The 24950-nt window shown below is 75.0% G+C and carries 23 protein-coding genes; 11 read left to right on the forward strand and 12 right to left on the reverse strand.

Translation table 11 applies throughout. The annotated features are described in order from the left end of the window. Positions 1-4 precede the first annotated feature (4 nt). Positions 5-1228, forward strand: a complete 1224-nt coding sequence (locus WIS52_RS05685; RefSeq protein WP_349297045.1) for an ABC transporter ATP-binding protein — start codon at positions 5-7, stop codon at positions 1226-1228. Positions 1229-1271: 43 nt separating this feature from the next. Here the strand turns inward: WIS52_RS05685 and WIS52_RS05690 are convergent, their stop codons facing one another. From WIS52_RS05690 to WIS52_RS05700, 3 genes are all read right to left on the reverse strand, one after another. Then, the gene (locus WIS52_RS05690) at positions 1272-2723 is read right to left on the reverse strand and encodes a DUF2867 domain-containing protein (protein WP_349297046.1); all 1452 of its coding nucleotides are present in this window, start codon (positions 2721-2723) and stop codon (positions 1272-1274) included. Between the two features lie 280 nt (positions 2724-3003). Next, positions 3004-3312: an AzlD domain-containing protein gene (locus tag WIS52_RS05695; protein ID WP_349297047.1), complete on the reverse strand. Its 309-nt coding sequence runs from the start codon at positions 3310-3312 to the stop codon at positions 3004-3006. Further along, entirely contained in the window at positions 3309-4196 is an 888-nt protein-coding gene (locus tag WIS52_RS05700; RefSeq protein WP_349297048.1) for an AzlC family ABC transporter permease, read from the reverse strand. The genes WIS52_RS05695 and WIS52_RS05700 overlap by 4 nt, the downstream gene beginning before the upstream one ends. 54 nt (positions 4197-4250) lie before the next feature. On the opposite strand from WIS52_RS05700, the gene WIS52_RS05705 reads away from it, so the two are divergent. Beyond that, complete coding sequence (locus tag WIS52_RS05705) at positions 4251-4805, forward strand: helix-turn-helix domain-containing protein (RefSeq protein ID WP_349297049.1); 555 nt, start codon at positions 4251-4253, stop codon at positions 4803-4805. A gap of 3 nt (positions 4806-4808) precedes the next feature. Here the strand turns inward: WIS52_RS05705 and WIS52_RS05710 are convergent, their stop codons facing one another. The 8 genes from WIS52_RS05710 to thrS all read right to left on the reverse strand — a co-directional run bounded on the left by WIS52_RS05710 (position 4809) and on the right by thrS (position 13805). Beyond that, positions 4809-6257 (reverse strand): family 16 glycosylhydrolase, encoded by a 1449-nt coding sequence (locus tag WIS52_RS05710; RefSeq protein WP_349297050.1) that lies wholly within the window; start codon positions 6255-6257, stop codon positions 4809-4811. Positions 6258-6877: 620 nt separating this feature from the next. After that, a complete protein-coding gene (gene pdxS / locus WIS52_RS05715; RefSeq protein ID WP_349297369.1) occupies positions 6878-7792 on the reverse strand; it encodes a pyridoxal 5'-phosphate synthase lyase subunit PdxS in 915 nt (304 codons plus the stop codon). A 24-nt stretch (positions 7793-7816) separates the two neighbouring features. After that, positions 7817-8401 (reverse strand): NUDIX hydrolase, encoded by a 585-nt coding sequence (locus WIS52_RS05720; RefSeq protein ID WP_349297051.1) that lies wholly within the window; start codon positions 8399-8401, stop codon positions 7817-7819. Continuing rightward, a complete protein-coding gene (locus WIS52_RS05725; RefSeq protein ID WP_349297370.1) occupies positions 8398-9555 on the reverse strand; it encodes a glycosyltransferase family 4 protein in 1158 nt (385 codons plus the stop codon). Before WIS52_RS05725 ends, WIS52_RS05720 begins: the two co-directional genes overlap by 4 nt. Positions 9556-9563: 8 nt before the next feature. Beyond that, the gene (locus tag WIS52_RS05730) at positions 9564-10466 is read right to left on the reverse strand and encodes a phosphatidylinositol mannoside acyltransferase (protein WP_349297052.1); all 903 of its coding nucleotides are present in this window, start codon (positions 10464-10466) and stop codon (positions 9564-9566) included. Then, positions 10456-11070 carry a phosphatidylinositol phosphate synthase gene (gene pgsA / locus WIS52_RS05735; RefSeq protein ID WP_349297053.1) on the reverse strand — a complete coding sequence of 205 codons (615 nt, stop codon included), beginning with the start codon at positions 11068-11070 and terminating at the stop codon, positions 10456-10458. The genes WIS52_RS05730 and pgsA overlap by 11 nt, the downstream gene beginning before the upstream one ends. A gap of 43 nt (positions 11071-11113) precedes the next feature. Next, positions 11114-11698 (reverse strand): HIT family protein, encoded by a 585-nt coding sequence (locus WIS52_RS05740; RefSeq protein ID WP_349297054.1) that lies wholly within the window; start codon positions 11696-11698, stop codon positions 11114-11116. 52 nt (positions 11699-11750) lie between these two features. Continuing rightward, positions 11751-13805 carry a threonine--tRNA ligase gene (gene thrS, locus WIS52_RS05745; RefSeq protein ID WP_349297055.1) on the reverse strand — a complete coding sequence of 685 codons (2055 nt, stop codon included), beginning with the start codon at positions 13803-13805 and terminating at the stop codon, positions 11751-11753. A gap of 211 nt (positions 13806-14016) precedes the next feature. Here thrS and WIS52_RS05750 point away from each other — a divergent pair, with 211 nt between their 5' ends. The 3 genes from WIS52_RS05750 (at position 14017) to WIS52_RS05760 (ending at position 18931) form a co-directional block, all read left to right on the forward strand. Next, the gene (locus WIS52_RS05750) at positions 14017-15024 is read left to right on the forward strand and encodes an LLM class flavin-dependent oxidoreductase (RefSeq protein ID WP_349297056.1); all 1008 of its coding nucleotides are present in this window, start codon (positions 14017-14019) and stop codon (positions 15022-15024) included. A 291-nt stretch (positions 15025-15315) separates the two neighbouring features. After that, positions 15316-18639 carry a transglycosylase domain-containing protein gene (locus WIS52_RS05755; RefSeq protein WP_349297057.1) on the forward strand — a complete coding sequence of 1108 codons (3324 nt, stop codon included), beginning with the start codon at positions 15316-15318 and terminating at the stop codon, positions 18637-18639. A 79-nt stretch (positions 18640-18718) separates the two neighbouring features. Further along, the gene (locus WIS52_RS05760) at positions 18719-18931 is read left to right on the forward strand and encodes a hypothetical protein (protein ID WP_349297058.1); all 213 of its coding nucleotides are present in this window, start codon (positions 18719-18721) and stop codon (positions 18929-18931) included. A 7-nt stretch (positions 18932-18938) separates the two neighbouring features. Here the strand turns inward: WIS52_RS05760 and WIS52_RS05765 are convergent, their stop codons facing one another. Then, complete coding sequence (locus WIS52_RS05765; protein WP_349297059.1) at positions 18939-19832, reverse strand: LysR family transcriptional regulator ArgP; 894 nt, start codon at positions 19830-19832, stop codon at positions 18939-18941. A gap of 74 nt (positions 19833-19906) precedes the next feature. Here WIS52_RS05765 and WIS52_RS05770 point away from each other — a divergent pair, with 74 nt between their 5' ends. The 6 genes from WIS52_RS05770 to WIS52_RS05795 all read left to right on the forward strand — a co-directional run bounded on the left by WIS52_RS05770 (position 19907) and on the right by WIS52_RS05795 (position 24944). Then, positions 19907-20500 (forward strand): LysE/ArgO family amino acid transporter, encoded by a 594-nt coding sequence (locus WIS52_RS05770; RefSeq protein WP_349297060.1) that lies wholly within the window; start codon positions 19907-19909, stop codon positions 20498-20500. 258 nt (positions 20501-20758) lie between these two features. Continuing rightward, positions 20759-22492, forward strand: a complete 1734-nt coding sequence (locus WIS52_RS05775; RefSeq protein WP_349297061.1) for a bifunctional metallophosphatase/5'-nucleotidase — start codon at positions 20759-20761, stop codon at positions 22490-22492. Positions 22493-22547: 55 nt separating this feature from the next. Next, positions 22548-23309, forward strand: coding sequence for a MerR family transcriptional regulator (locus WIS52_RS05780; RefSeq protein ID WP_349297062.1), 762 nt, complete (start codon positions 22548-22550; stop codon positions 23307-23309). A gap of 11 nt (positions 23310-23320) precedes the next feature. Then, the gene (locus WIS52_RS05785) at positions 23321-24169 is read left to right on the forward strand and encodes a helix-turn-helix domain-containing protein (protein ID WP_349297063.1); all 849 of its coding nucleotides are present in this window, start codon (positions 23321-23323) and stop codon (positions 24167-24169) included. Next, positions 24166-24546: a VOC family protein gene (locus WIS52_RS05790; protein ID WP_349297064.1), complete on the forward strand. Its 381-nt coding sequence runs from the start codon at positions 24166-24168 to the stop codon at positions 24544-24546. The genes WIS52_RS05785 and WIS52_RS05790 overlap by 4 nt, the downstream gene beginning before the upstream one ends. After that, positions 24543-24944: an MmcQ/YjbR family DNA-binding protein gene (locus WIS52_RS05795; protein WP_349297065.1), complete on the forward strand. Its 402-nt coding sequence runs from the start codon at positions 24543-24545 to the stop codon at positions 24942-24944. Before WIS52_RS05790 ends, WIS52_RS05795 begins: the two co-directional genes overlap by 4 nt. Positions 24945-24950: the final 6 nt, after the last annotated feature.

Consider the following 24950-nt stretch of genomic DNA (forward strand, 5'->3'; position numbering starts at 1 on the left):
CGCCATGGCGTCGATCGAGATGAAGAACATCGTCAAGAAGTACGGGGACGGCTACCCGGCCGTGAACGACGTGAGCATGGACATCGCCGACGGCGAGTTCATGATCCTCGTCGGCCCGTCCGGCTGCGGGAAGTCCACGCTGCTGCGGATGATCGTCGGACTGGAGGACATCACCTCCGGTGACATGGTCATCGGCGGGAACCGGGTCAACGAGAAGGCCCCGCGGGACCGGAACCTGTCGATGGTGTTCCAGAACTACGCGCTCTACCCGCACCTGTCGGTCTTCGAGAACATCGCGTTCCCGCTGCGTCTGTCGAAGACGCCCGAGGACGAGGTGCGCAAGAAGGTCACCGAGGCCGCGGACGTCCTGGAGCTGAACGAGCACCTGGAGCGCAAGCCGGCCAACCTGTCCGGCGGTCAGCGGCAGCGGGTCGCGATGGGCCGGGCGATCGTCCGGTCCGCCGACGCGTTCCTGTTCGACGAGCCGCTGTCCAACCTGGACGCCAAGCTGCGCGGCCAGATGCGGACGGAGATCTCCCGGCTGCAGCGCCGGCTGGGGATCACCACGGTCTACGTCACGCACGACCAGACCGAGGCCATGACCCTCGGCGACCGGGTCTGTGTGCTGCGCAAGGGGATCATCCAGCAGGTGGCCTCGCCGCGGGAGCTCTACGAGCAGCCGGTCAACCTGTTCGTCGCCGGGTTCATCGGCTCGCCGCCGATGAACTTCCTGCCCGCCACGGTGTCCGGCAACGCCCTCGAGACCCCGTTCGGGAAGATCGAGCTCGACGCCGCCCGCGCCGAGAAGGTGAAGGGCAAGGAGCTGGTGCTGGTCGGCATCCGGCCGGAGTACTTCGAGGACGCGTCCCTGGTGGACGAGGCCAAGAAGCACGTCGGCTCGACCTTCACCGCCCGGGTGGACGTCACCGAGTGGCTGGGCGACTCGCAGTTCGCCTACATCCCCTACGAGGCCCCGGCCGAGGTGGAGAGCAAGCTCAAGGAGCTCTCCCGCGAGCTCGACTCGGACCAGCTGCGGACCCAGGCGATCGTGTCGATCGACTCGACCAGCCGGATCCGGGAGGGCCGCGAGGCGGAGTTCTGGCTGGACGCGCGGAAGATCCACGTGTTCGACCCGGAGTCCGGTGACAACCTCACCCGCGACCCCGAGGCCGGCGCCGAGCTGACCCGGATGGCCGCCGAGGACCGCGAGGAGCAACTACGGCGCTGACGCGCCTGTGAGTGGTTTTCGGGGCCGGAGCCCCGAAAACCACTCACAGGCGGCGCAGCCGCCCCCGGTACCGCGTCTCCGCGACGCCGGACAACGTCTTCGCCATCACGGCGAACACGAAGCGCTGGGTCGGGTAGCAGGCCAGCCAGGCCAGCCGCCCGCCCATCCCGCGCGGCCGGAACCGCAGCGTCTGGGTATAGGTGCTGGTCAGGCGTCCGGTGGGGCGGACGGCCAGTTCCAGGTGTGCGACGCCGGCGGGTCCCGCCCCGGCGCGCAGCAGCAGCCGGGTGCCGGGCTCGACCGCCTCGATCCGCCAGCGGTCGATGTCCTCCCCCGCCACCAGGCGCGGCGGGCGGTGCCAGACCCAGCCCGGGCCGCCGGCGAGCACGTCCAGCAGGCCGGCCGTCGTCGTGGCGCCCGGGACGGTGTACCAGCCGTTCTCCCCGCCGAGGGTCTCGATCACCGCCCACACCGCGTGCGACGGCGCGTCCACCTCGACGACGTCGGCGGTGGACCACTCCATCGGCCCGCTGCCCGGCGGGTCGGACGGCTCCGGCCCGGCCGCGCCGACCTCGTCCAGGGCGCGCCGGACCGCCGTCCGGTACGGGGTGCGACCGCCGGGGGGCGGCCCGATCAGCGCGTCGAGGGCGGCCAGGTCGTCCGGGTCGGCGACGAGCTCGTGGCGCATCGACTCGACCAGCGGCTCGGCGAGCCCCCGCTGGACGGGGGTGAGCGCGGCGACCGCGCGGGCGGTCAGCCGGGGTGCGGACAGCGGCACCGGCAGCGGCACCGGGCGCAGCAGGCCGGCCTCCTCCGCGTAGCCGGTCATCAGGGTCCGGTAGGTCAGGACGTCCGGGCCGCCGACGTCGAACGCCCGGTTCACCTCGTCCGGCAGGTCCAGGCAGCCGATCAGGGCGTGCAGGACGTCGTCGACGGCGACCGGCTGGATCCGGTTCCACAGCCGGTCCGGCAGCGGCAGCACCAGCGGTCCGCCCATCGCGGTGTCGGTGAGGTGACGGATCATCTCGAAGCTCGCCGACCCGGTCCCGACGACGATCCCGGCCCGCAGCACGGCGGCCGGGACGGGCCCGGCGAGCAGGACGTCGCCGACCTCGCGGCGCGAGCCGAGATGCTCGGAGACGTCACCGTCGGCCGCGGCGGGCTGCAGACCGCCCAGGTAGACGATCCGCCGGACCCCGGCCGCGGCGGCACCGTCGGCCACCGCGTGCGCGGCGACCCGGTCCCGCTCGGCGTAGCCGGGGCCGTCCATCGCGTGCACCAGGTGCACGACGGCGTCGGTGCCGGTGCAGGCCGCGGCGACCGCGGGGGCGTCCTGCGCGTCGCCCTCGCTGACCTCGACGCGGTCCGCCCACGGCAGCTCCCGCACCTTCCCGGGGTGCCGGGCGAGCACGCGGACGTCGTGGCCCGCGTCGAGCAGTCGCGGGACGAGCCGCGAGCCGATGTAGCCGGTGGCACCGACGACGAGGACGCGCATGGGCACGATCCTCGCCGCCCCCGGCCAGGGGCGCGCGGTGGGGCCCGTTCCGGGCCGGGGCTCGCCGCGCATCGCGGCGGTGGAGCGGGTCCGGCGGGTCGGTGCGGGCCGCTGGACCACCGCCGAGATACGCGTCAGCGGGCTCTGGAGATCGACAACTCCCCGTGAGGCGCATCTCGGCGGTGACACAGGGCCGCTCCCGGGCGGCGCTGCGGGGATCGGCGCTACAGGGATCGGCGCTGCGGCGTCGACGTGTCGTCGCGGCGGGACGGGGCTCGCCTCAGGGGACCCCGGCCAGGCGCAGCAGCGCGGTGGTGCCGGCGGCGAGCACCACGACCAGCACGAACGGCAGCCTGCGCCACAGCGCCAGCCCCGCGACGGCGACCCCGGCCGGGCGGGCCCAGCCGGCGAACTCGCCGCCGTCGAACCAGGTTCCGGTGGCGAGCAGCGCCACGAGCAGGGCCACGGCCCCGAGCTCGACCAGCCGGACGGCGCGCTCCGACAGCGCGACCCGGTCGTGCAGCACGAGCGGGAGCAGCCGGGCCAGGTAGGTGCCGCCCGCGAGCACGACGAGCGCGGCGACCGTCATCGCGCACCCCCGTCCGAGGCCGATCCCTCACCGGCGTCGGCACCGCACCGGGATCGATCGTGGCCGTCGGGCTCCTCGGCACGGCCGGGAGCCGCCGCGTCGTCGGCAGCCGGCGGATTCCGCTCGCCCACGGCCTCGACCCGTTCGGAAGCCGCCGTGTACCCGGCGACGGCCGGTGTGCGCCCTTCCGCCGTCCCGGCGGAGGTCCGGGACCGGCCGGCCAGGGCGAGCCCGGCCATCCCGGCCAGCACCGGGATCCCGGCCGGCAGGAAGGGTGCGCAGGTCAGCGAGACGGCGGCCGCGCCCGTCCCGACCCGCCGGGCGTCGGCGGCGCGCAGCGTGGGGACCAGCAGCGCGAGCAGGACCGCCGGGAACGCCGCGTCCAGCCCGAACGCCGATGGGTCCGGGACGACCGCGCCCAGCAGCAGTCCCGCGACCGTCCCGGCCTGCCAGCAGCCGTACTTGAGCACGCCGAGGATCCGGAACGCCCGCCACGCCCGGCCGGGCTCGCCGTCGGTCCGGGCCAGCACGAAGGCCGCCATCTCGTCGGTGACGACGTGCGCGGCCGGCACCCGCCGCCATCCGCGAGGGAGGTGCCGGGCCAGCGCGAAGCCGTACGGCAGGTGCCGCAGGTTCACCAGCAACGCCGCGGCCACCGCCGCCCAGATCCCGCCGCCGGCCGCCAGCACGCCGGTGACCAGCAGCTGTGCGCCGCCCGCGAAGAGCAGGACCGACATCGCGATCGTCATCGCCGGGGACAGGCCGGCCGTCGGTGCGAGCGCACCGAACGACACCCCGACGACGCCGACCGCGACCGATATCGTGACGGCGTCCCGGAGATCGGCTCGGGTCTCCGCGCGCCGTGTTCGTTGTACCGAACGCATGTCCGATACAGTGAACGGAGCGCTCATCGTTCGTCAAATCGATTGAGGAGACCGATGGATCGAACGCCTCCGCTGGAGACGATCGCCCTGGCCATCCGGCGGGAACGGGAACGGCTGGGGATCTCGTCGGCCGAGCTGGCCCGCCGGGCCGGGATCGCCAAGTCGACGCTGTCCCAGCTCGAGGCGGGGACCGGGAACCCGAGCGTGGAGACGCTGTGGGCGATCGCGGTCGTGGCCGACGTGCCGTTCAGCGCGCTGGTGGACCCGCCGGCGTCGTCGATCCGGGTGGTGCGGGCCCACGAACGCCCGGCCGTACGTTCCGAGGACTCACCCTTCACCGGAGCACTGCTGTCGGCCTGCCCACCGGGCGCGCGGCGGGACGTGCACGTGATCACGTCCGAGCCCGGCGAGCCGCGCCGTGCCGATCCGCACCTGCCCGGCACGATCGAGCACCTGGTCGTCGCGAGCGGCCGCTGGAGCGCGGGCCCGGACGGTGAGGAGGTCGATCTCGACCCCGGTGACTACCTCACCTTTCCCGGCGACCGACCGCACGCCTACCGGGCCCACTCCCCCGGCGCCACCGCCGTCCTCGTCATGGAGTACCGCTGAGGATCAGGTTCCGCTCGGTGCGCGGCTCGCCGCGCCGCTCGGGTCCGGGGCCCCCTCGGTGATCCGGTCGAGGATGTCGCCGACGAGGCCCTCGCTGCGGCCGCCCTGCTCGCTCTCCGGCATCGAGTACTGACGCACCCAGTCGACCTCCATCTTCGACGGCTGCACGTCGCCCTCCCCGCGCGGGAACCAGTCGAGCTGGATGCACAGGTGCATCGGCCCGGGCGGCAGGATCGAGGTGTCCTCGGTGCGCCACCACTCCTCGCCGTTGACGAAGGCGACGACGCCCTCCGGGCTCCACTCGACCGCCCAGTTGTTCCACTGCGTGCCGTCGATCTCGACCTCGCCCTGGACCTGGCTGTTGTCCTCGCCGTAGTGCAGGAACAGCTCGGTGGTCTGCCGGGTGTGGTCGGTCATCTCCATGAAGTCGATCTCGCCGCCGACCGGGAAGTCCTCGGCCGTGGGCCAGAGCAGCAGCAACGCGTTGTACGTCGGGTCGGACTCCGGGGCGCGGACGCGGCCCTCCCAGCGGCCGTACTTCTGGTTGTGCCCGGTCCAGGCCATGCCGGCGGTGGTGCCGTCGGCGTCGCCGTCGATGGTGAGGACGCCGTCCTGCACCGACACGGCGCTCGGCGAACGGGTGCCCTCGCCGGCGTGGCCGGGGCCGTCGTAGATGTTCCACTCGGAGAGGTCGCTCGAGTCGAACTCGTCGACGACGTCGGCCTCGCCCCACCCGTGTGCGACGGCGGCGCTGGTCGACTCGCCCACGTAGGCCTCCTGCCCGGGCGCGCCCGGCGAGGTCTGCGGGTCCTGCGGGGCGGTCGTGTCCCCGGGGGCGTCGGCGGGATCGCAGTCGTCGGGGCCGGTGGGCTGCGCGGGGGTCGCCGGGGTGGGGCTGCCCGGGCCGGACGGGGCGCCGGGTCCGTCCGGATCGCCGGCCGGATCCTGGTCCCCCTGGCCGGACGGGTTCGGGGTGTCGGCGGGACCCGGGTCGCTCTGGTCGCCGGTCGGGTTCGGGGAGCCGGCGGGGTCGGTGTCGTCCGGGTTCGCCGCGCGGGCCGAGGCCTCGGCATCCCCGGAGCCGCTGTCGCCCGAGTCGCCCGAGTCGCCCGAGTCGCCCGAGTCGCCCGCGTCGCCGGTCCCGCCGGAGCCGTCGCCCGGGTCGCCGCCCGATCCGTCATCCGGGTCGCCGGAGCCGGCATCCGGGTCGGAGCCGGCATCCGGGTCGTCGGCCGCGCCGGAGGGGTCGTCGCCGGCGTCGCCCGGGCTCCCCGGTGCGCCGGGTCCGGCCGGTCCCGAACCGGCGCCCGCACCCGGGTCCGAGCCCGGTGCCGGGCAGTCCACCGCCGTCGTCGCGCCCGGCTGTGCCGTCCCGGTGTCGGCGAACGCCGCAGCCGGGAGGCTGATCAGCATCGCGGCGGCGATCGCCGCGACTCGCACAGAGCGTCCCATCAGGCTCCTCCGCCCCACTGGTCTCTACTTGCTCACGAGACGCTAAGTGCCACAGAGTCACCGCGTGCACCGCTTTCACCACATCGAGTAGGCAACCCCGCGCACGAGTGAGCGCAAACCGGGTGCAGATCGGAGTCGACCCCACGTCGGGTGACGCTGCGGTTCACGCGACCGTGGTGCACACGACCGCCCGGCCGGGGCCGTCCCGCCGGCGCCGTCCTCGCAGAGACCTCCCCCACCTCGCAGCCGTGACGGCCTCTGCGACGTCGACGGGGCCCCTGCGACGCCGGTCGCCGGTGCGCCCGGCCGCCCGGGAACGCGCGCGGAGCCGGCATCCGCGCGGGTGTCCGGAGAACACGCGCGTCCCGGCGCGCGCGTCCGCGGGTTCGGCGCGCGTCGCACGGATCAGCGCGCGTCCGTGGTCCGGAACCACGGCGCCGCGCCCGAGGTCGGCGCGTACCCCGGCAGGCGCCCGATGATCATCCGTTGTGGAGCAGAACCTGCGTCCGACGCACGCTCCGCTCCCCGACCGTCGATCAACGACGGCCGGCGGCCCCGGGAACGACGAACGCCCCGCCCGGAGCGCGCCGGGCGGGGCGTCGTGCGAGGGTGCTAGCGGGTCACCAGCCGCGCGAGGCGTAGCGCTGGTCCTCCGGGATGTCGCCGATGTTGATCCCGACCATCGCCTCACCAAGGCCGCGGGAGACCTTCGCGATCATGTCGGGGTCGTCGTGGAAGGTCGTCGCCTTCACGATCGCCGACGCGCGCTGGGCCGGATCACCGGACTTGAAGATCCCGGAACCGACGAACACGCCCTCGGCGCCGAGCTGCATCATCATCGCCGCGTCGGCCGGGGTGGCGATCCCGCCCGCGGTGAACAGCACGACCGGCAGCTTCTGAGTGCGCGCGACCTCGGCGACCAGCTCGACCGGGGCGCGCAGCTCCTTGGCCGCGATGTAGAGCTCGGCGGCGTCGAGCGAGGCGAGCCGGCCGATCTCGGTGCGGATCGAGCGCATGTGCCGGGTGGCCTCGACGACGTTGCCGGTGCCGGCCTCACCCTTGGAGCGGATCATCGCCGCGCCCTCGGAGATCCGGCGCAGCGCCTCGCCCAGGTTCGTCGCGCCACAGACGAAGGGCACGGTGTAGGCCCACTTGTCGATGTGGTGCGCCTCGTCCGCGGGGGTGAGGACCTCGGACTCGTCGATGTAGTCGACGCCGAGCGACTGGATGACCTGGGCCTCGACGAAGTGCCCGATCCGGGCCTTGGCCATCACCGGGATGGACACGGCCTCGACGATCCCGGCGATCATGTCGGGGTCGGACATGCGGGCGACGCCGCCGTTCGCGCGGATGTCGGCCGGGACGCGCTCGAGGGCCATCACGGCGACGGCACCGGCGTCCTCGGCGATCTTCGCCTGCTCCGGGGTGACGACGTCCATGATCACGCCGCCCTTGAGCATCTCGGCCATGCCGCGCTTGACCCGCGCGGTGCCGTGCTGCGGACCCTCGTCGTTGGTGGGCGCGGGACGGGACACGTCGGACACGGGGATCGGAGCTCCTCACATGGCGGTCGGATGACGGATCGATTCTACGTCAGACCCGACCGGCGAACCCGCGGGTTCCGGGTCCGCGACCTCGAAGTACACCGGCTCCGGCGCGGTGCCGTGGAGGTGGAACCAGCGCACCAGCCGGCGGGACCGGAGCACCCGGGTGTCCCGGACGGCGTCGTTGTGCACCCGCCGGGCCAGCACGACGAACACCTCGGCGTCGGCCAGCCCGGCGGCCAGGCGCGGGTCCAGCCCGGCCCGGTCGACGGCGGCGAGTGCCCTGGTCAGCGCGTTCTCGCACACCTCGCGCTCCTCCCGCACCCCGGCCGGGTCCCGGCCGTCCGGGGCCGGCGCCGGGACGGCCGTCGCGGCGTCCGCGGCCCGGCGCAGTCGTTCCGCCACCGGCGGTGCGACGACGGCGGCGACCCGGCGGGCCACCGTCACCCGCCGGTCCAGGGCGACGGCGAGGCCCGCGCGGGCGGCGTCGGTCCGGGCGTGCAGCCGGTGCAGCCGACGCACCCGTGTCAGGCACCACAGGGTGAGCGCGGCCACGACGAGCACGACGGCGGCGAGCAGCAGGGTCGCGGGCGCCGTCACGCCACACCGCCCTCGACCGCCCGCGGGGCCGCCGCGATCGCGGCCCGGTAGACCCGGACCACCTCCCCCGCCACGACCGGCCAGTCGAACCGCGCGGCCCGGGCCTGTCCGGCGGCGGCCAGCCGTGCCCGTTCCGCCGGGGTGTCGAGCAGCTGTTCCAGCGCGGCGGCGAGCGCGCCGGGGTCCCCGGCCGGGAACAGCCGTCCGGCCGGTGCGGGCCCGAGCACCGCGCGGAACGGCTCGATGTCGCTCGCGAGCACCGGCGCCCCGGCGGCCATCGCCTCGGTGAGCACCATCCCGAAGCTCTCGCCACCACGGTGCGGGGCGCAGTAGACGTCCATCGCGCGCAGCGCCGCGGCCTTCACCGGCTCGTCCACCGCGCCGAGCAGGTCGATCCGCCCGGCGAGCTCCGGCCCGGCCGCGCGGCGCAACGCGTCGCCGTCCCCCCGCCCGACGACCGGCACCCGCAGGCCGGGACGGCCGGGGGCGAGCAGGCGCAGTGCGTCGAGCAGCACCGGCATGCCCTTGCGGGGCTCGTCGAACCGGCCGAGGAACCCGACCCGCTCCCGCGCCGGGGGCAGGCCGGGCACGAGGTCGTCGAGGGCCGGGCCGCGGGCGAACCGGCCGACGTCGACGCCGTTCGGGATCTCGGTCGCGTCCCCGCCGAGGTGCTCGACCTGCACCCGCCGGGCGGTCGCCGAGACCGCGATCCGGGCGGTGACCTTCTCCATCAGCGGCCGCAGCATCCCGCCGAACGCGACCAGGGCCCGGGACCGCTCGGTCGAGGTGTGGAACGTCGCGACGATCGGGCCGCGGGCGGCCATCAGGGCGAGGACGGAGACGCTGACCGTCGTCGGCTCGTGCAGGTGCAGGACGTCGAACTCGTGCGCGGCGAGCCAGCGCCGCGCCCGGTGCCAGGTCAGCGGTCCGAAGGTCACCCGGGCCACCGACCCGTTGTAGGGGACGCCGAGCGCCCGGCCGGCCGGGGTCACGTAGTCGGGGACCGTGCCGCCGGGGAAGGAGCCGTCGCCGGACGGGGCCAGGACGTCGACGCTGTGCCCGCCGTCCCGCAGCGCGGCCGCCAGGTCGAGCACGTGCCGTTGCACCCCGCCGGGCACGTCGAGCGCGTACGGGCAGACGATCCCGACCCGCAGCGCGCCGCTCACGCCGGCGCCCCGATCGGCTGCAGCATGTGCCAGTCCTCCGGCCGGGCCGCGATCAGCTCGCCGAACGCGTCGGCCAGCGCCTGCACGGCCTTCCCCTCGGCCATCCGGTCCGGGACCGGGATCTCCGGGCCGACATGCACGCCCCAGGCGTCGCCGGCGAAGACCGGGTACGCCGGGTGCAGCGCGGCAACGGTGGCCCGGGCCAGCCGCGCGGGTCCGGCCGGGAACCGGGCCGGGGCGCCGAGGAAGGAGACGTCGACGCCGGCGCCGGACAGGTCGCGGTCGGCGACCAGGCACACCACTCCCCCGTCGCGCAGCCGCCGGGTCAGCGCCCGGTGCGCGGCCCGCGGCCGGTCGGCGGTGACGATCTCGAACCCGAGCGCGCGCCGGTAGTCGACGAAGCGGCGGAACAGCCGTTCCGGGCGCAGCCGCTCGACGACCGTGGTGAGCGCCGGGTCGAGCCCGAGCCGGGCCAGCTCGTGGATCAGGTAGACGCCGGCGAGGTCCCAGTTCCCGGAGTGCGGCAGCGCGTAGAGCACGCCCCGTCCGGCGCGGAGCGTCTCCAGCGAGCCCTCGATGCCGTGCACGTGCGGGCGCATGGCCGCGTGCACCGCGGCGGGATCCATCGCGGGCAGCGCGAACGCCTCCCGCCAGTAGCGGGCGTAGCTGCGCATCCCCCGTCGCAGGAGGTCGTCGAGCTCGGCCGGGCCGGCGTCCGGGCGGGCCCGGGCGAGGTGGGCGCGCAGCCGTCGTACACCGGGGCCGTCGCGGCGGACCGCGAGGTCGGCGCCCGCGTCGGACAACCGCGCGGCGACGCCGGTGGGCAGCCGCCCGGCCAGCGTCCAGCCGGCCGTGTACCCGGCTGTGGCGAGCAGCTCGGAGAGCCGGTCAGCCGGCACGGGGGACCTCGCGGGAGCTGCGCCGCACGGCCAGGATCCGCTGCCCCAGGGTCACCACCGTCCCGATCGCCAGCAGGACCAGCGCGACGGTGAGCGCGTACGGCACCCCGAGCCCGGCCAGGAACGCGCCGAGCAGGCCGAGGATCAGCCGTTCGGCGCGCTCCACCAGCCCGCCCTCGGCGGTCAGCCCGACCGACTCGGCGCGGGCCTTGACGTAGGAGACGATCTGGCCACCGACCAGGCTGACCAGCGCGGCGGCCCCGGCGACCGGCTCGGCGCCGCCGGTCAGCGCCCACCAGGCGAGCGCGGCGAACAGGGCGCCGTCGACGATCCGGTCGCAGGTCGAGTCGAGCACCGCCCCGAACCGGGTACCGCCACGGACCCGGGCCATCGCCCCGTCGATCAGGTCGGTGAGCACGAACAGCGTGACCAGCACCGCGCCGAGGACGAGCCATCCGGCGGGCAGCAGCACCACCGAGCAGACGACGGCCCCGACGGTGCCGGCGACCGTCACGGTGTCCGGGCTGACGCCGCGCTCGACCAGCCGACGTCCTACCGGATCGGTGAGCCGGTCGACGTGCCCGCGGGCGAACAGGTTCAGCATCGTGGGCGGCGGACTCCTCAGCGGAGGGACAGGACTCTCCAGCCTAGTCCGGTGGCGCCGCCGGCGGCGGTGGCGCCACCCATGCCGAGGCCAGCTGCTCCCGGGTCTCGGACAGCAGCTGCGGGATCACCTTCGTCTGCCCGACGACGGCGATGAAGTTGGCGTCCCCGCCCCACCGCGGGACGACGTGCTGGTGGATGTGCTCGGCCAGCGACCCGCCGGCGACCGTCCCCAGGTTCAGCCCGACGTTGAAGGCGTGCGGTGCGGCGACCTTCTTCAGCGTCACGACGGCCGCCCGGGTGAAGGCCGTCAGCTCGGCCGTCTCGGAGTCGGTGAGGTCCTCCAGGTCGGCGACGTGCCGGTAGGGCAGCACCATCAGGTGTCCCGGGTTGTACGGGTGCAGGTTGAGCAGCGCGAACACCTCGTCGCCGCGTGCGACGACGAGGTTGTCGGCGTCCGGGTCCTCCGACGCTCCGTCGGTCTCACCGGCGGCGATCCGGCAGAACGGGCAGCCGGCGTCCGCGGAGGCCTTGATGTAGGCGAGCCGGTGCGGGGTCCACAGCCGGGTGAACCCGTCGGGCGTCCCGACGCCCTGCTGCGGTACCCACTCCGGCTCGCCGTGCTCCATGACCGGCGATCCTAAGTGCCGCCGGAGCGGTGTCGCCGGGTCGGCCCGGACCTCAGGCCGGGAGGAACACCTCGGCGTCCGGCGAGACGTTGGTCCGCGAGCCGACCCAGTCGGCGATCGCCCGCACGGCCTCGTCCACCGGTACGCCGTTGCGCTGCGAGCCGTCCCGGAAGCGGAAGCTGACCGCACCGGCCTCGACGTCCCGGGCCCCGGCCAGCAGCAGGAACGGCACCTTCGCCATCGTGTGGGTACGGATCTTCTTCTGCATGCGGTCGTCGCCGGCGTCGACCTCGATCCGGATCCCCTGGGCGCGCAGCCGCGCGGCGATCTCGCGGACGTACTCGTCCTGGGTGTCGGTCACCGGGATGCCGACCACCTGGACCGGGGCCAGCCAGGCCGGGAACGCGCCGGCATAGTGCTCGGTGAGCACGCCGAAGAACCGCTCGATCGACCCGAACAGCGCGCGGTGGATCATCACCGGACGCTGCCGGGAGCCGTCCGGCGCGGTGTATTCCAGCTCGAACCGGTCCGGCAGCATCAGGTCGACCTGGATGGTCGACATCTGCCAGTAGCGGCCGATCGCGTCCCGGGTCTGCACCGAGATCTTCGGCGCGTAGAACGCGGCGCCGCCCGGGTCGTCGCGGAGCTCCACCCCGAAGCTCTCCGCGGCGGACCGCAGCGCCTCGGTGGCCTCGGCCCACGACTCGTCGTCGCCGATGGACTTCTCCGGGTTGCGGGTGGAGAGCTCCAGGTAGAAGTCGTCGAGGCCGTAGTCGCGCAGCAGGTCGAGCACGAACTGCAGCAGCGAGCGGATCTCGTCGCCCATCTGCTCGCGGGTGCAGTAGATGTGCGCGTCGTCCTGGGTGAACCCGCGGGCCCGGGTCAGGCCGTGCACGACGCCGGACTTCTCGTACCGGTAGACGGTGCCGAACTCGAACAGCCGCAGCGGCAGCTCCCGGTACGACCGCCCGCGCGAGGAGAAGATCAGGTTGTGCATCGGGCAGTTCATCGGCTTGAGGTAGTAGTCGATGCCCGGCCGCTTGAGCTCGCCGTTCTCGTCGTACTCCGCGTCGAGCTGCATGGGCGGGTACATGCCCTCGGCGTACCACTGCAGGTGCCCGGACTTCTCGAACAGCTGGCCCTTGGTGGCGTGCGGGGTGTAGACGAACTCGTACCCGGCGGCCGCGTGCCGCTCGCGGGACAGGTCCTCCAGCTCCTTGCGGACGATGCCGCCCTTGGGGTGGAAGACGGGCAGCCCGGAGCCGATCTCGTCCGGGAAGCTGAACAGGTCCAGCTCGGCGCCGAGCCGGCGGTGGTCGCGGCGCTCGGCCTCGGCGATCCGCTCGAGGTAGGCGTCGAGGGCCTCCTGGGACTCCCAGGCGGTGCCGTAGATCCGCTGCAGCTGGGCGTTGTCCTGGTTCCCGCGCCAGTAGGCGGCGGCCGAGCGGGTCAGGGTGAAGGCCGGGACGAACTTGGTGGTCGGCAGGTGCGGGCCCCGGCAGAGGTCGGACCACACGACGGCGCCGGTGTGCGCGTGCACGTTGTCGTAGACGGTCAGCTCGCCGGAGGCGTCGACCTCCATGACCTCGCCGTCGCTGTCCGCGCCACCCTTGAGGTCGATGAGCTCGAGCTTGTAGGGCTCCTCGGCCAGCTCGGTACGGGCCTCGTCCTGCGACGCGTACCGGCGGCGTTCGAACCTCTGCCCCGCCTTGACGATCTTCTTCATCGCCGACTCGATCTTCTTCAGATCCTCGGGGGTGAAGGGCTCGTCGACGTCGAAGTCGTAGTAGAAGCCGTCGGTGACCGGCGGGCCGATGCCCAGCTTGGCCTTCGGGAACAGCTGCTGGACGGCCTGGGCCAGGACGTGCGCGGCCGAGTGCCGGATCACGCTGCGGCCGGCCTCGGTGTTCGCCCCGACGGCGACGACGTCGGTGTCGGACTCCGGCGCCCACGCCAGGTCGCGGAGGTTCCCCTCGGCGTCGCGGACGACGACGATCGCCTCCGGGCCGCTGGTCGGCAGGCCGCCCTCCCGGATGCGCGCACCGGCGGTCGTCCCGGCCGGCACCCGGATCGGGGCGGACGCGGGCGGGGCGGGCGGTGCGGACACGGTGCGGCCTCCAGGGCTGTGGCGTCGGGTGTGTGACTCCATGGCGGGGTCGACATCGATGCTAGTCGGGACGCACCAACGGGTTGCGCGGGCCGGGTTCCCGCACCCGGCCCGGACTCGCCCCCTCGGCGCCGCTCCCGTACCGGGCTCACCACCCGCGGCGAGGCCCGCGCCGGGAAGATTCGCCGCCGCGCCGACGTTGAAGGTCGTCGTGGTTCCGCTCTCCGTGCTCGACCTGGTCCCCGTCGCCGACGGTTCGTCGGCCACCGACGCGCTGACGCACAGCACCCGCCTGGTGCAGCGCGCCGAGCAGCTCGGCTTCACCCGGTACTGGGTGGCCGAGCACCACGCCATGCCCGGCATCGCCAGCTCGTCGCCGCCGGTGCTCATCGCGCACCTGGCCGGCGCCACCGAACGGATCCGGGTCGGCTCGGGCGGGGTGATGCTGCCCAACCACCGCCCGCTCGTCGTCGCGGAGCAGTTCGGCACCCTCGAGGCCCTGCACCCGGACCGGATCGACCTCGGCATCGGACGCGCCCCGGGGACGGACCCGCGCACGGCCGCGGCGCTGCGCGGGATCGCGGCGGACCGGCTGCACGCCCCCGACGACTTCCCGGACCAGCTGGTGGAGCTGTCGTCCTACTTCCGCGGCGACGCCGACGTGGTGGCCGTCCCCGCGACGGGCAACGCACCCTCGCTGTGGCTGCTCGGGTCCAGCGACTACTCCGCCCAGGTCGCCGGGATGCTCGGCCTGCCGTTCGCGTTCGCGCACCACTTCAGCAGCCGCAACACGCTGCCCGCGCTCGAGCGCTACCGGGCGCGGTTCCGGCCCTCGGCGACGCTGTCCGAGCCGTACTCGATGATCGCCGCGAGCGTGTTCTGCGCGCCGACCGACGACGAGGCGCGCGAGCTGGCGCTGCCGTCGGCGCTGCAGTTCCTCCAGCTGCGGCTCGGGAACCCGCGCACCCTGCCGGGCCCGGAGGAGGTCGCCGGCTTCGAGTGGACCGACCAGGCCCGCGCGTTCGTCGAGCAGCGGCAGGCCGACCAGATCATCGGGTCGCCGGCGACCGTCCGGGCCGGCGTCGAGGAGCTGGTCGCGCGCACCGGCGTCGACGAGCTGATGGTCACCACCTCGATGTTCCGTGGCGAGGACCGGCTGCGCTCCTACGAGCTGCTCGCCGAGGCCGTCGGGATGCCGGCGGCCGCCACCGCTGCCTGACACCGCCGCCCCGCCGCCCTGCCGCACGGTCGCCCTGCCGCGCGGTCGCTCGACGGAGCCCACCGATCGACCGAACGCGGACGCGGACGCCGGGATGATCGGACATGCGGCTGACAACCCGGCACCCCGCCGTCACCGACCGCTGCCCCGGCCGGACGGCGTGCCGACGATCGAGTGACACGAAGGACGTGTCCACATCGCAACGTGTCGTTAACTCGTTGATCCGGCGAGCACGTATACCGACGACCGGACGCCGGCCCCGCGCCGGCCGGACCGCGAGAGGAGTGGCGGTTGAGCGCTGGCCCGCCCCCGCCTCCGCGGTCCCGGTGTCCCGCCGAGGAACCCGACCCGGACGGGTACGGACGGTCCGTCCGTACCCGGGAACGCCCCGCGCGGCGCAGCCGCGAGCGGTACGACGGCGACCGGCCCGGCGACGGTCGACACGACGACCGCTACGGCGACGACCGGCGCGGCGACGACCGCCCCCGGCGCACGACCCCGGCACGCGACGGGGCGCCCGACCCGCGCGGCGCCGACCCGGCTCGCCGGGCCCGCCCGGACCGCCGGACCGCCGATCCCCGCGGCCGGCGGGACCCCGCGGCCGACGCACGGCCGCAGACCTCGGAGACCGGCGCCCGCCGGGCCGCGACCGTTCCCGGTGGCCCGCACCGAGCCCGGGCCGGCGACGCGGGACCGGGCGCGCCCGGGCACGGGGCGGAGCGGCGTCCGCGTCCCGCGCAGCGCCCCGACGAGCCGGGTACGGCCACCGGAGCAACCCGCGCGACCCGGACCGCCTCCACCGGGGCGACACGCCCGGCCGGCGGCCGCACCGGCGCGCACGGCGCCGCAGGCACACCGGGCGGCCCGAACACACCGGGCGGCACACCGGGCACACCGGGCGGTCGCGGCAGCGACGGCGATCGCGGCGCCCGGAGCGGCCCGAGGCCCCAGGCCGGTCCGGGCGCGCTGGGCGGGCCGGGGTCGCAGAGCACCCAGAAGGTCGGTCTCCGGGTGCGCGGCGGCACGGTCCCGCGCGACCCGGGGGCACCGGCCCCGGCACCCCTGCCGGTGCCGCCGCGCGGCGGGCGTTCCGGCGCGACGCCCGTCCCGGGCGTCCCGGGCGGACCGACGGCCGCGCGTGTCCCGGGCGGACCGCCGACCGCGCGCCCGGCCCCGTCGTCCGGGTCGGATCCCGAGGCCGGCCCGCCCGCCCGCGACGACCGGTCCGCGCCGCAGCGGGACCGCGGTGACCGCGCGCCCCGAGGACGTCGTGCCGGGGACACCGGCGGGACCCGGTCGGGCCGTGCCACCGGCGAGCACGCACACGCCGAGTCCGGTTCCACCTCGGGGCGCCGCCGTCGACGAGCCGGGCCCGCCGGCCCCTGGGGCCGGGTCGTCGCGTTCGCCGGCCCGGGGGTCGAGGTGGCCCGCCGCCGGCTCGGCATCCTCGATGCCGAGCAGAAGGCCGCGCTGTCCCCCGCGCAGCGGCGCACCCGTCGTCGCACGCAGATCAGGTACTCCCTGGTGGGCACCGCGGCCTCGGTGGTGCTCCTGCCGCTGCTGGTGCTCGGGCTGGGCTGGCTGATGTTCCCGGTCCCCTCCCCCGACGACGCGGTGCAGAACCAGATCGCCACCGTCTCCTTCGCCGACGGGGACCAGCTCGCCCGGCTGGTGCCCGAGCAGGGCAACCGGATCCGGGTGTCGATGGACGCGATCCCGGTGCACGTGCGGGAGGCGGTGCTGGCCGCCGAGGACCGGAGCTTCTACTCGAACCCCGGGTTCGACCTCACCGGGATCGCGCGGGCGGTGCTCAACCAGCTCTCCGGCGGCGCCGGTGGCGGGTCCACGATCACCCAGCAGTACGTCAAGAACACCCTGGTCGGCAACGACGCGACGTACTGGCGCAAGTACAAGGAACTGGTCATCTCGCTGAAGGTCTCCGGCCAGAAGTCCAAGGACGAGATCCTCAACGACTACCTGAACGCGATCTACTACGGGCGCGGTGCGTACGGCATCGAGTCGGCCAGCCTCGCCTACTACGGCAAGCCGGCGGCCCAGCTGAGCCCCAGCGAGGGCGCGCTGCTGGCCGGGATCATCCAGTCGCCGTCGAACTGGGACCCGGCCGTCGCGCCGGAGCGCGCCGAGGCGCGCTGGAACTTCGTGCTCGACGGCATGATGAGCCAGGGCTGGCTGTCCGAGGCCGACCGGCGGGCGGCGGTGTTCCCGGAGACGATCCCGCCGGAGAACACCTCGCGGTCGTCGTCGCTGACCGACGAGCGCGGCCACATCCTCAACGCGGTGCGGGCCGAGCTGGGCTCGCTGGGGATCTCCGAGCAGGCCTTCGCCCAGGGCGGGCTGCAGGTCACCACGACGATCGACCCGGCCCGCCAGCAGGAGCTCACCGAGTCCGTCCGGGCCCGGATGGAGGGCCAGCCCGAGGTGCTGCGCACCGGCGCCGTCGCCATCGACCCGCGCACCGGCGGCATCGTCGGCTACTACGGCGGCGCGAACGGCACCGGCCTGGACTACGCGCAGGTGATGAAGCAGCCGGGGTCGACGTTCAAACCGTTCGCGGTGCTCGCCGGGCTGCTGTCCGACCCGCCGATCGGGCTCGGCACCGTCTATGACGGCTCGGAGCGGCCCGGCCTGCGCAACGCCGAGGGCGCCAACTGCCCGAGCTGCGACCTCAAGCAGGCCATGACGATCTCCAACAACGTCGTGTTCACCCAGCTGGCCCGCGAGGTCGGGCCGCAGAAGGTCGCCGACGCCGCACGCCTGGCCGGGATCACCGCGCCGATGGAGGAGCCGGACGCCCGCCTGCCGCTGGGCAACAAGGAGGTCACCCCGGTCCAGCTGGCGTCGTCGTACGCGACGATTGCCGCGGGCGGGGTCTGGCACGCCCCGCACCTGGTCTCCAGCGTCGTCGACTCCGACGGCCGGCTGCTCTACGAGTACGAGCCCGGCGACGGCGAGCAGCGCTTCTCCGACCAGGTCGCCCGCAACGTCACCGAGGCGATGATCGACGTCGTCTCGCACGACGACCTGGACCTGCCCCGCGGCCAGGTGGCCGCGGGCAAGACCGGCACCGTCCAGTCCCGGTTCGAGGGCGAGAACAACGACGCCTGGTTCGCCGGCTTCACCCCCGAGCTCGCGACGGCCGTGTGGGTCGGGACCGACCGCAACGACCCCATCCGCAACGCCGCCGGGTCCCCCATCAACGGGCGCGACCTGCCGGCCGCCGTCTGGCAGGGCTTCATGTCGAGCGCGGTGCGCGGCGGTGAGGTCGCCGAGTTCCCGACCTTCCGGGCGCTGGGCAGCACCCCGTCCTCGTTGTCGGCGAACGAGCCGGCCACGCCGGTCGCGCCGCCGACCAGCACCGCCCCCGAGCCGACGACGCCCGAGGAACCGGCGGCCCCGGACGTCGCACCCCCGCCCGAGGACGGCGCCCCACCACCGCCGGACCAGCAGGAGACCCCGGCCGGTCCGGACGGTCCCGGCGCACCCGAGGGGACGCCGCCGCCGGCGGGCGAGCCGGAGCCGCTGCGGGCCCAGCAGGAGGAACCGCGGCCCGGCGAGGAGGCGGGCCGCCGGGACGGGGACCGGCGGGAGGAGTGACCCCGCGCCGCAGGCACCCGTCCGCCCCGCGCGGGCTCGAGCCCTGCCGAGGTGCTCCGGACCGGGCTACCGTGGTGCGGTGACCGGACACCATCACTTCGAGGTGGTGGCCTGGCGGGCGGACCGCAGGCTCACCCTCTACGTGCCCGGTATCGAGGCCTCCACCACCGTCGACGACCCGCGGACCGCCGAGGACGCGGTCCGCGACCTCATCGCGGACCTGACCGGTGTCGACCGCGGCACCATCACCTGCGACATCCGGCTCGGCCGGCCGTGGCGGTCCGGGATCTGAGGGCGGCTCAGCCGGGCGGGACCAGTGCCCGCGACGCGACCTCCTGCACCGACGCGGTCAGCGCGTCCAGCACCGCGGTGCTCAGCTTCCAGCGCTGCCAGTACAGCGGCACGTCGAGGCACCGGTCGGCGTCGAGCAGCACGGCCCGCCCGGTCCGGGTGGCCGCGCGGGCCTGGTCGTCGGTGAACATCCCCCAGCCCAGTCCGGAGCGGACCGCCTTGACGTAGCCGTCGGCGGCCGGGACCCGGTGTGCCGGACCGGTGCACGGCCGGTGCGTGAGCCCGCGGACGAAGCGGGTCTGCAGCCGGTCCTTGGCCCCGAAGTCCACCCGCGGCGCGGCCGGGAACGCCTGTGCCGGGTCGCGCCCGGCGAACCAGCGGTCGTACACCGGGCGGGCGGCGACCGGCCGGTAGCGGGTGGCCCCGAGCGGCTGGACGGCGCAGCCCTGCACCGGCGACGCCGACGTCGTGACCGCACCGACCACCGCGCCCTCGCGCAGCAGCGCGGCGGTGTGCTCCTCGTCGTCGACGTGCAGGTCCAGGCGGACGCCGTGCTGCTGGGCCAGCGGGACGAGTGCCCGCAGGAACCATCCGGTGAGCGAGTCGGCGTTCACCGCGATGGGCAGGTGCACCGGCGCGGCCCGGTCGCCGTCGCCGAACGTGCGGGCGACCTCGCCCTCCAGCACCTCGATCTGCCGGGCCAGCCGCAGCAGCGCCTGGCCCGCCCCGGTCGCCACACAGGGCCGGGACCGGCGGACGAGCACCTGGCGCGCCTGCCGTTCCAGGGCCTTGATCCGTTGCGACACCGCGGACGGGGTGAGCGCGAGCCGCTCGGCCGCCGCCTCGAAGCTCCCCTGCTCGACGACGGCGCTCAGCGTGGCCAGCCGGTCCCGGTCGTACATGAAGCCATTCTTCACCGACTGACAGAAGTTGAGCCAGAGCGGGAGATCGGGCGAACCCGATCTACGGTCGCGGCGTGAGCGTGGTGGTGGGGTACGGGACGGGCCTGTCGTTGATCGCGGCGATCGGGGCGCAGAACGCGTTCGTGCTGCGGCAGGGGCTGCGTCGCGAGCACGTGTCCGCGGTCGTGGTGTTCTGCGTGCTGGCCGACGTGCTGGTGGTGGCGGCCGCGGTGGGCGGGGTCGGGCTGCTGCTGTCCGGCGTGCCGGGCCTGCTCGAGGTCGTCCGCTGGGGCGGGGTGGCCTACCTCGCCGGTTACGGGCTGTTCGCGGCCCGGCGGGCCCTGCGCCCCGGCACGCTGAGCGCCGACGCGACCGGCGCCCGGCGCCGGCTCGCCCCGGTGCTCGGCACGGCCGCCGCGCTGACCCTGCTCAACCCGCACGTGTTCCTCGACATGCTGGTGCTCGGCTCGCTGTCCGCCCCGCACGGTGAGCAGCGCTGGGCCTTCGCCGCCGGGGTGATCGCGGCCAGCCTGACCTGGTTCGTCGCCCTCGGCTACGGCGCCGGCCGGCTGTCCGGCCTGTTCGCCCGGCCCGCGGCGTGGCGGGTGCTCGACGGCGGCGTCGCGGCCCTGATGTTCGCGCTCGCCGCCGGTCTGGCCCTCTCCTGAGCACTCACCCCAGCCCGGCCGGCCCCGAACGCTCACCCGACCGGTTCGTGCTCACGCGATCGCGTGAGCACCCACGAGTCCGGTGAGCGCCGCCGGGGCGACCGGGCGCGGAGCGGACCTTCCGGGGCGCGCCCGTTCATCTGATCGACCCCGGGTTGCCACGCAGCGTCACCGGACTGCCCGGTAACGTCCGATGCGAGCGTCACTGTCCGGTTCATCGTGTGAGATCCGGCCCCGGCGGGCCGTGGAGGAGTCCCCGTGCCCAGATTCCGCGCCTCGGCCGCGATGGCCGCCGCGCTGACCGCGTCCGCGATGGTGCTCACCGCCACCCCGGCCCTCGCCGGCGGCGGCGACGAGCCGGTCGCGCCGGGGACGACCCGCCTGACGCTGCTGCACGCCAACGACCTGGAGTCGGCACTGCTGCCGATCGAGCTGGCCGGCGCCGAGCACGCCGGGGCGGCCCGGTTCGTGCAGCTGCTGCGCCAGGAGCAGGAGGCGGCGACCGGCCCGCTGGGCACCGACTCGCTGCTGACCCTGCACGCCGGCGACGGGTTCCTGCCCGGCCCCGAGCTCGACGCCGGGCAGGCCGAGGACGCCGGGAGCCTCTACGACGCGACCGCGTTCGCCGCGGCCGGCTTCGACGTCGGCGTGCTGGGCAACCACGACTTCGACCTCGGCCCGGAGTTCCTCGCCGAGTACCTGCGCCTGCTGCCCGACACCGACTTCGTCTCGGCGAACCTGGACCTGGCCCCCGAGCCGGCGCTGGCCGAGCTCGCCGGGGACGGCACCGTCGTGGCCCGCACGGTCGTGGAGGACGGCGGCGAGCAGTACGGCGTCATCGGCCTGACCACCCCCGAGCTGCCGCAGCTGTCGAGCTCCGGCGACGTCGCGGTGGACCGCGACCTCGCCGGTGTGGTCAACGCGCAGGCCGCCGCCCTGGAGGCGAGGGGTGTCGACCGGATCATCCTGCTCAGCCACCTGCAGGACATCGGCAACGAGATCGAGCTGGTCGCGGACCTGACCGGCGTGGACCTCGTCGTCGGCGGGGGCGGCGGGGAGATCATGGCCTCGCCCGGGAACCCGCTGCCGCCCGAGGACGAGGTGGACACCGGCGCCGACGGTCAGCCGCTGGCCTACCCGACGACGGCCGTCGCCGCGGACGGGGCCGAGGTCCCGGTCGTCACCACCACCGGGCTGTACCGCTACGTCGGCAAGCTCGTCGTCGACTTCGACGCCGAGGGCGACGTCGTCGGGGTCGACGCCAACGAGAGCCGGCCGCTGCCGGTCGACTCGTCGGTCGAGCCCGACCCGCAGGTGCTCGCCGAGGTCGAGGAGCCGGTCAGCGCCTACGTCGCCGGGCTCGCCGACGAGGTCGTCGCCACCTCCGAGGTGCCGCTCGACGGCACCCGCACCGCCATCCGCGGAGGCCCGACGAACCTCGGCGACCTGGTCGCGGACTCGCTGCTCGCCGCGGGCCGCGCCGGGGCCGCCGACGCCGGGATCGCCGAGCCGGTCGTCGCGCTGCAGAACGGCGGCGGGATCCGCAACGACTCGGTGCTGCCGGCCGGCCCGATCAGTGCGCTGGACACCTTCGACGTGACGCCGTTCCCGAACTTCGTCGCGGTCGCCCCCGAGATGCCGGTCGCGGACTTCGTCGCCGCCCTCGACCACGGGTCCGTCGCCGGTGAGGGCTCGTTCGCCCAGATCGCGGGCTTCACCTACACCGCCGACCCGGCCGCCCCCGCCGGGACCCGGATCACCGAGCTCACCCTGGACGACGGCACCGCGCTGGTCGCCGGCGGCGAGGTCGTCGGCGAGGGCACCATCTCGGTGACCTCGATCGACTTCCTGTTGCGGGGCAGCGACGGATACGCCGCCTTCGAGGGCACCGAGTTCACCGTCCTGCCGCAGTCCCAGCAGGCTGCCCTGCAGTCCTTCCTGCGCGACGACCTCGGCGGCACCGTCACCGCGGAGGCCTACCCCGCGAACTGAGACCTGCGGTCGACGACTTGCGGTTGACGTCGCGTCAACTCCTACCGTTCTCCTCGTGACGGGAACGGAGTCGTGGACGACCGACCAGGTCGTCCGGCTGACCGGGGTCAGCTCGCGCACGCTGCGGCACTACGACCAGGTGGGTCTGCTCCGTCCGGCCGGGACCGGTCCGGGCGGACGGCGGATCTACCGGCGGCCGGAGCTGCAGCGGCTGCAGCACGTGCTGGTGCTGCGCGAGCTGGGCCTGGGGCTGCCGGACATCGCGGCGGTCGTCGACGGCGTGGGCGACCCATCGAGCGAGGTCGCCGCTCTCACGGCGCACCACGCGCGGCTGCTGGCCGAGATCGGCCGGCTGCGCCGGCTCGCCGACTCCGTCGCCCGGTCCATCGAGGAGAGGGAGGGAGGGGACCCGATGTCCGCCGACGAGATGTTCGCCGCGTTCCGGAACGATCCGTACGCGGCCGAGGCCCGGGAGCGCTGGGGTGACCAGGCCGTCGCCGTCCAGGAGCAGGTCGCGACCTGGGGCCGGGACGAGGCCGTCTCGGCGCAGGCCGAGATGAGCGCCGTGCACCGGCGCCTGGCGGCGCTGATGGCGGCCGGTGAGCCGGTCGACGCGCCCGAGGTCGGGGACGCGGTCGCCGCGCACCACGCGTGGGTCGGCCGGTTCTGGACGCCCGGGCGGGAGGCCTACACCGGGCTCGGCGCGATGTACGTCGACGACCCGCGGTTCACCGCGACGATCGACGGCTACGGCGAGGGCCTGAGCGTCTACCTGCGGGACGCGATCGCGGTGTACGCGAACGCGAACCTGGAGTAGGAACGACGCCCATGGACGCCGAGTACGTGCCGGCGCGGCCGCCCGCCGCGCTGCGCCGGCACGTGCTGCGCTACCTCGGCTACACCGAGCACGCGGACCGGCCGTTGCGCCGCCGGCAGGCCCCGGCGTCCGGTGTCGCGCTGATCCTCGGGTTCCACCCGCTGGGCCTGTCCGGCCCGGCCCTCCCGACGACGACGGCGTCCGCGTTCGTCGGCGGGCTCGGCGACACCTGGGTGCTCACCGAGTTCACCGGGCCGCAGGCCGGGGTCCAGGTCGACCTGACCCCGCTCGGGGCCTACACCCTGCTCGGCGGGCGCGCCCTGCCCGGCGGGGCGGTCCCCGGGCTCGACCAGCTCGAAGACCCCGCCCTCGCGTCGCTGCCGGACCGGCTCGCCGCGACGCCGTCCTGGGCGGCCCGGTTCGCACTGGTCAGCGCCTTCGTGGGCGACCGGCTGCTGGGCGAGGGGGCGCGACACCCGGCGCCGGAGGTCGCGCACGCCTGGCACCGGCTCGCCCGCAGCGGCGGGCGGGCGAGCGTGGCCGGTCTGGCCGCGGAGACCGGGTGGAGCCGGCGGCACCTGCAGAGCCGGTTCACCACCCAGATCGGCCTCGGGCCGCGCACCGCGGGCCGGGTGCTGCGCTTCGCCGGGGCGGCCCGGCTCGTCGGCGGGACCCCGGCCCCGCTCGCCGAGATCGCCGCGACCTGCGGCTACGCCGATCAGCCGCACCTGAGCCGGGAGTTCCGCAGCCTGGCGGGCATCTCCCCCGCCGCGTTCCGGGCCGAGTGGGCGACCACCGCCCCGGAGTTCCCGAACGTTCACGACGAGGACCGCACGGCGGAGCAGGATCTGGCGTCATGAGCATCCACACCACGCTGCGCTACGACGACCCGCAGGCCGCGATCGACTTCCTGACCGGCGCGCTGGGGTTCCGCGAGCTGCACTGCTACCGGGGCGACGACGGCACGATCGCGCACGCCGAGCTGGCCTGGGACGACCGGGGCGACACCGCCGTCCTGGCGCTCGGCGCCCGCAGAGCGGGCGACCGGTTCGACACCGGGCGGGCCGTGCTCTACCTGACCTGCGAGGACCCGGACGCGCTGCACGAGCGGGCCGTCGCCGCCGGGGCGGAGGTCGTCATGGGCCTCACCGACCAGGACTACGGCTCGCGCGAGTTCGCCGTCGCCGACGCGGAGGGCAACGTCTGGTCGCTCGGCACCTACCGGATGGGCGGATGAGCCGCCCCCGCCATCCCGACCCGGCCGACCCGCTGCCCTGGCTGCGGGAGATCTGCCTGGCCCTGCCCGAGGTGACCGAGAAGGTCAGCCACGGCTCGCCGTCCTGGTTCGTGCGGAAGATGTTCGTGTCCTACACCGAGTACCACCACGGCGCCGAGCACCTGGCGTTCTGGTGCGCCGCGCCACCGGGGGTGCAGGAGGAGCTCGTCGACACCGAGCCGGACCGGTTCTTCCGGCCGCCCTACGTCGGGCACCGCGGCTGGCTGGGCGTCGTGCTCGACGGCACCGGGTCGCCCGGCGGGCCCGCGCGCGCCGACCGCGACGAGATCACCGCGATCGTGACCGAGGCCTACCGTTGCGTCGCGCCGAAGGGTCTGGTCGCGCAGCTCGACCGGTGAGCCCGA

The sequence above is a fragment of the Pseudonocardia nematodicida genome, from assembly GCF_040105385.1.
In the GTDB taxonomy this organism is placed as follows: domain Bacteria; phylum Actinomycetota; class Actinomycetes; order Mycobacteriales; family Pseudonocardiaceae; genus Pseudonocardia; species Pseudonocardia nematodicida.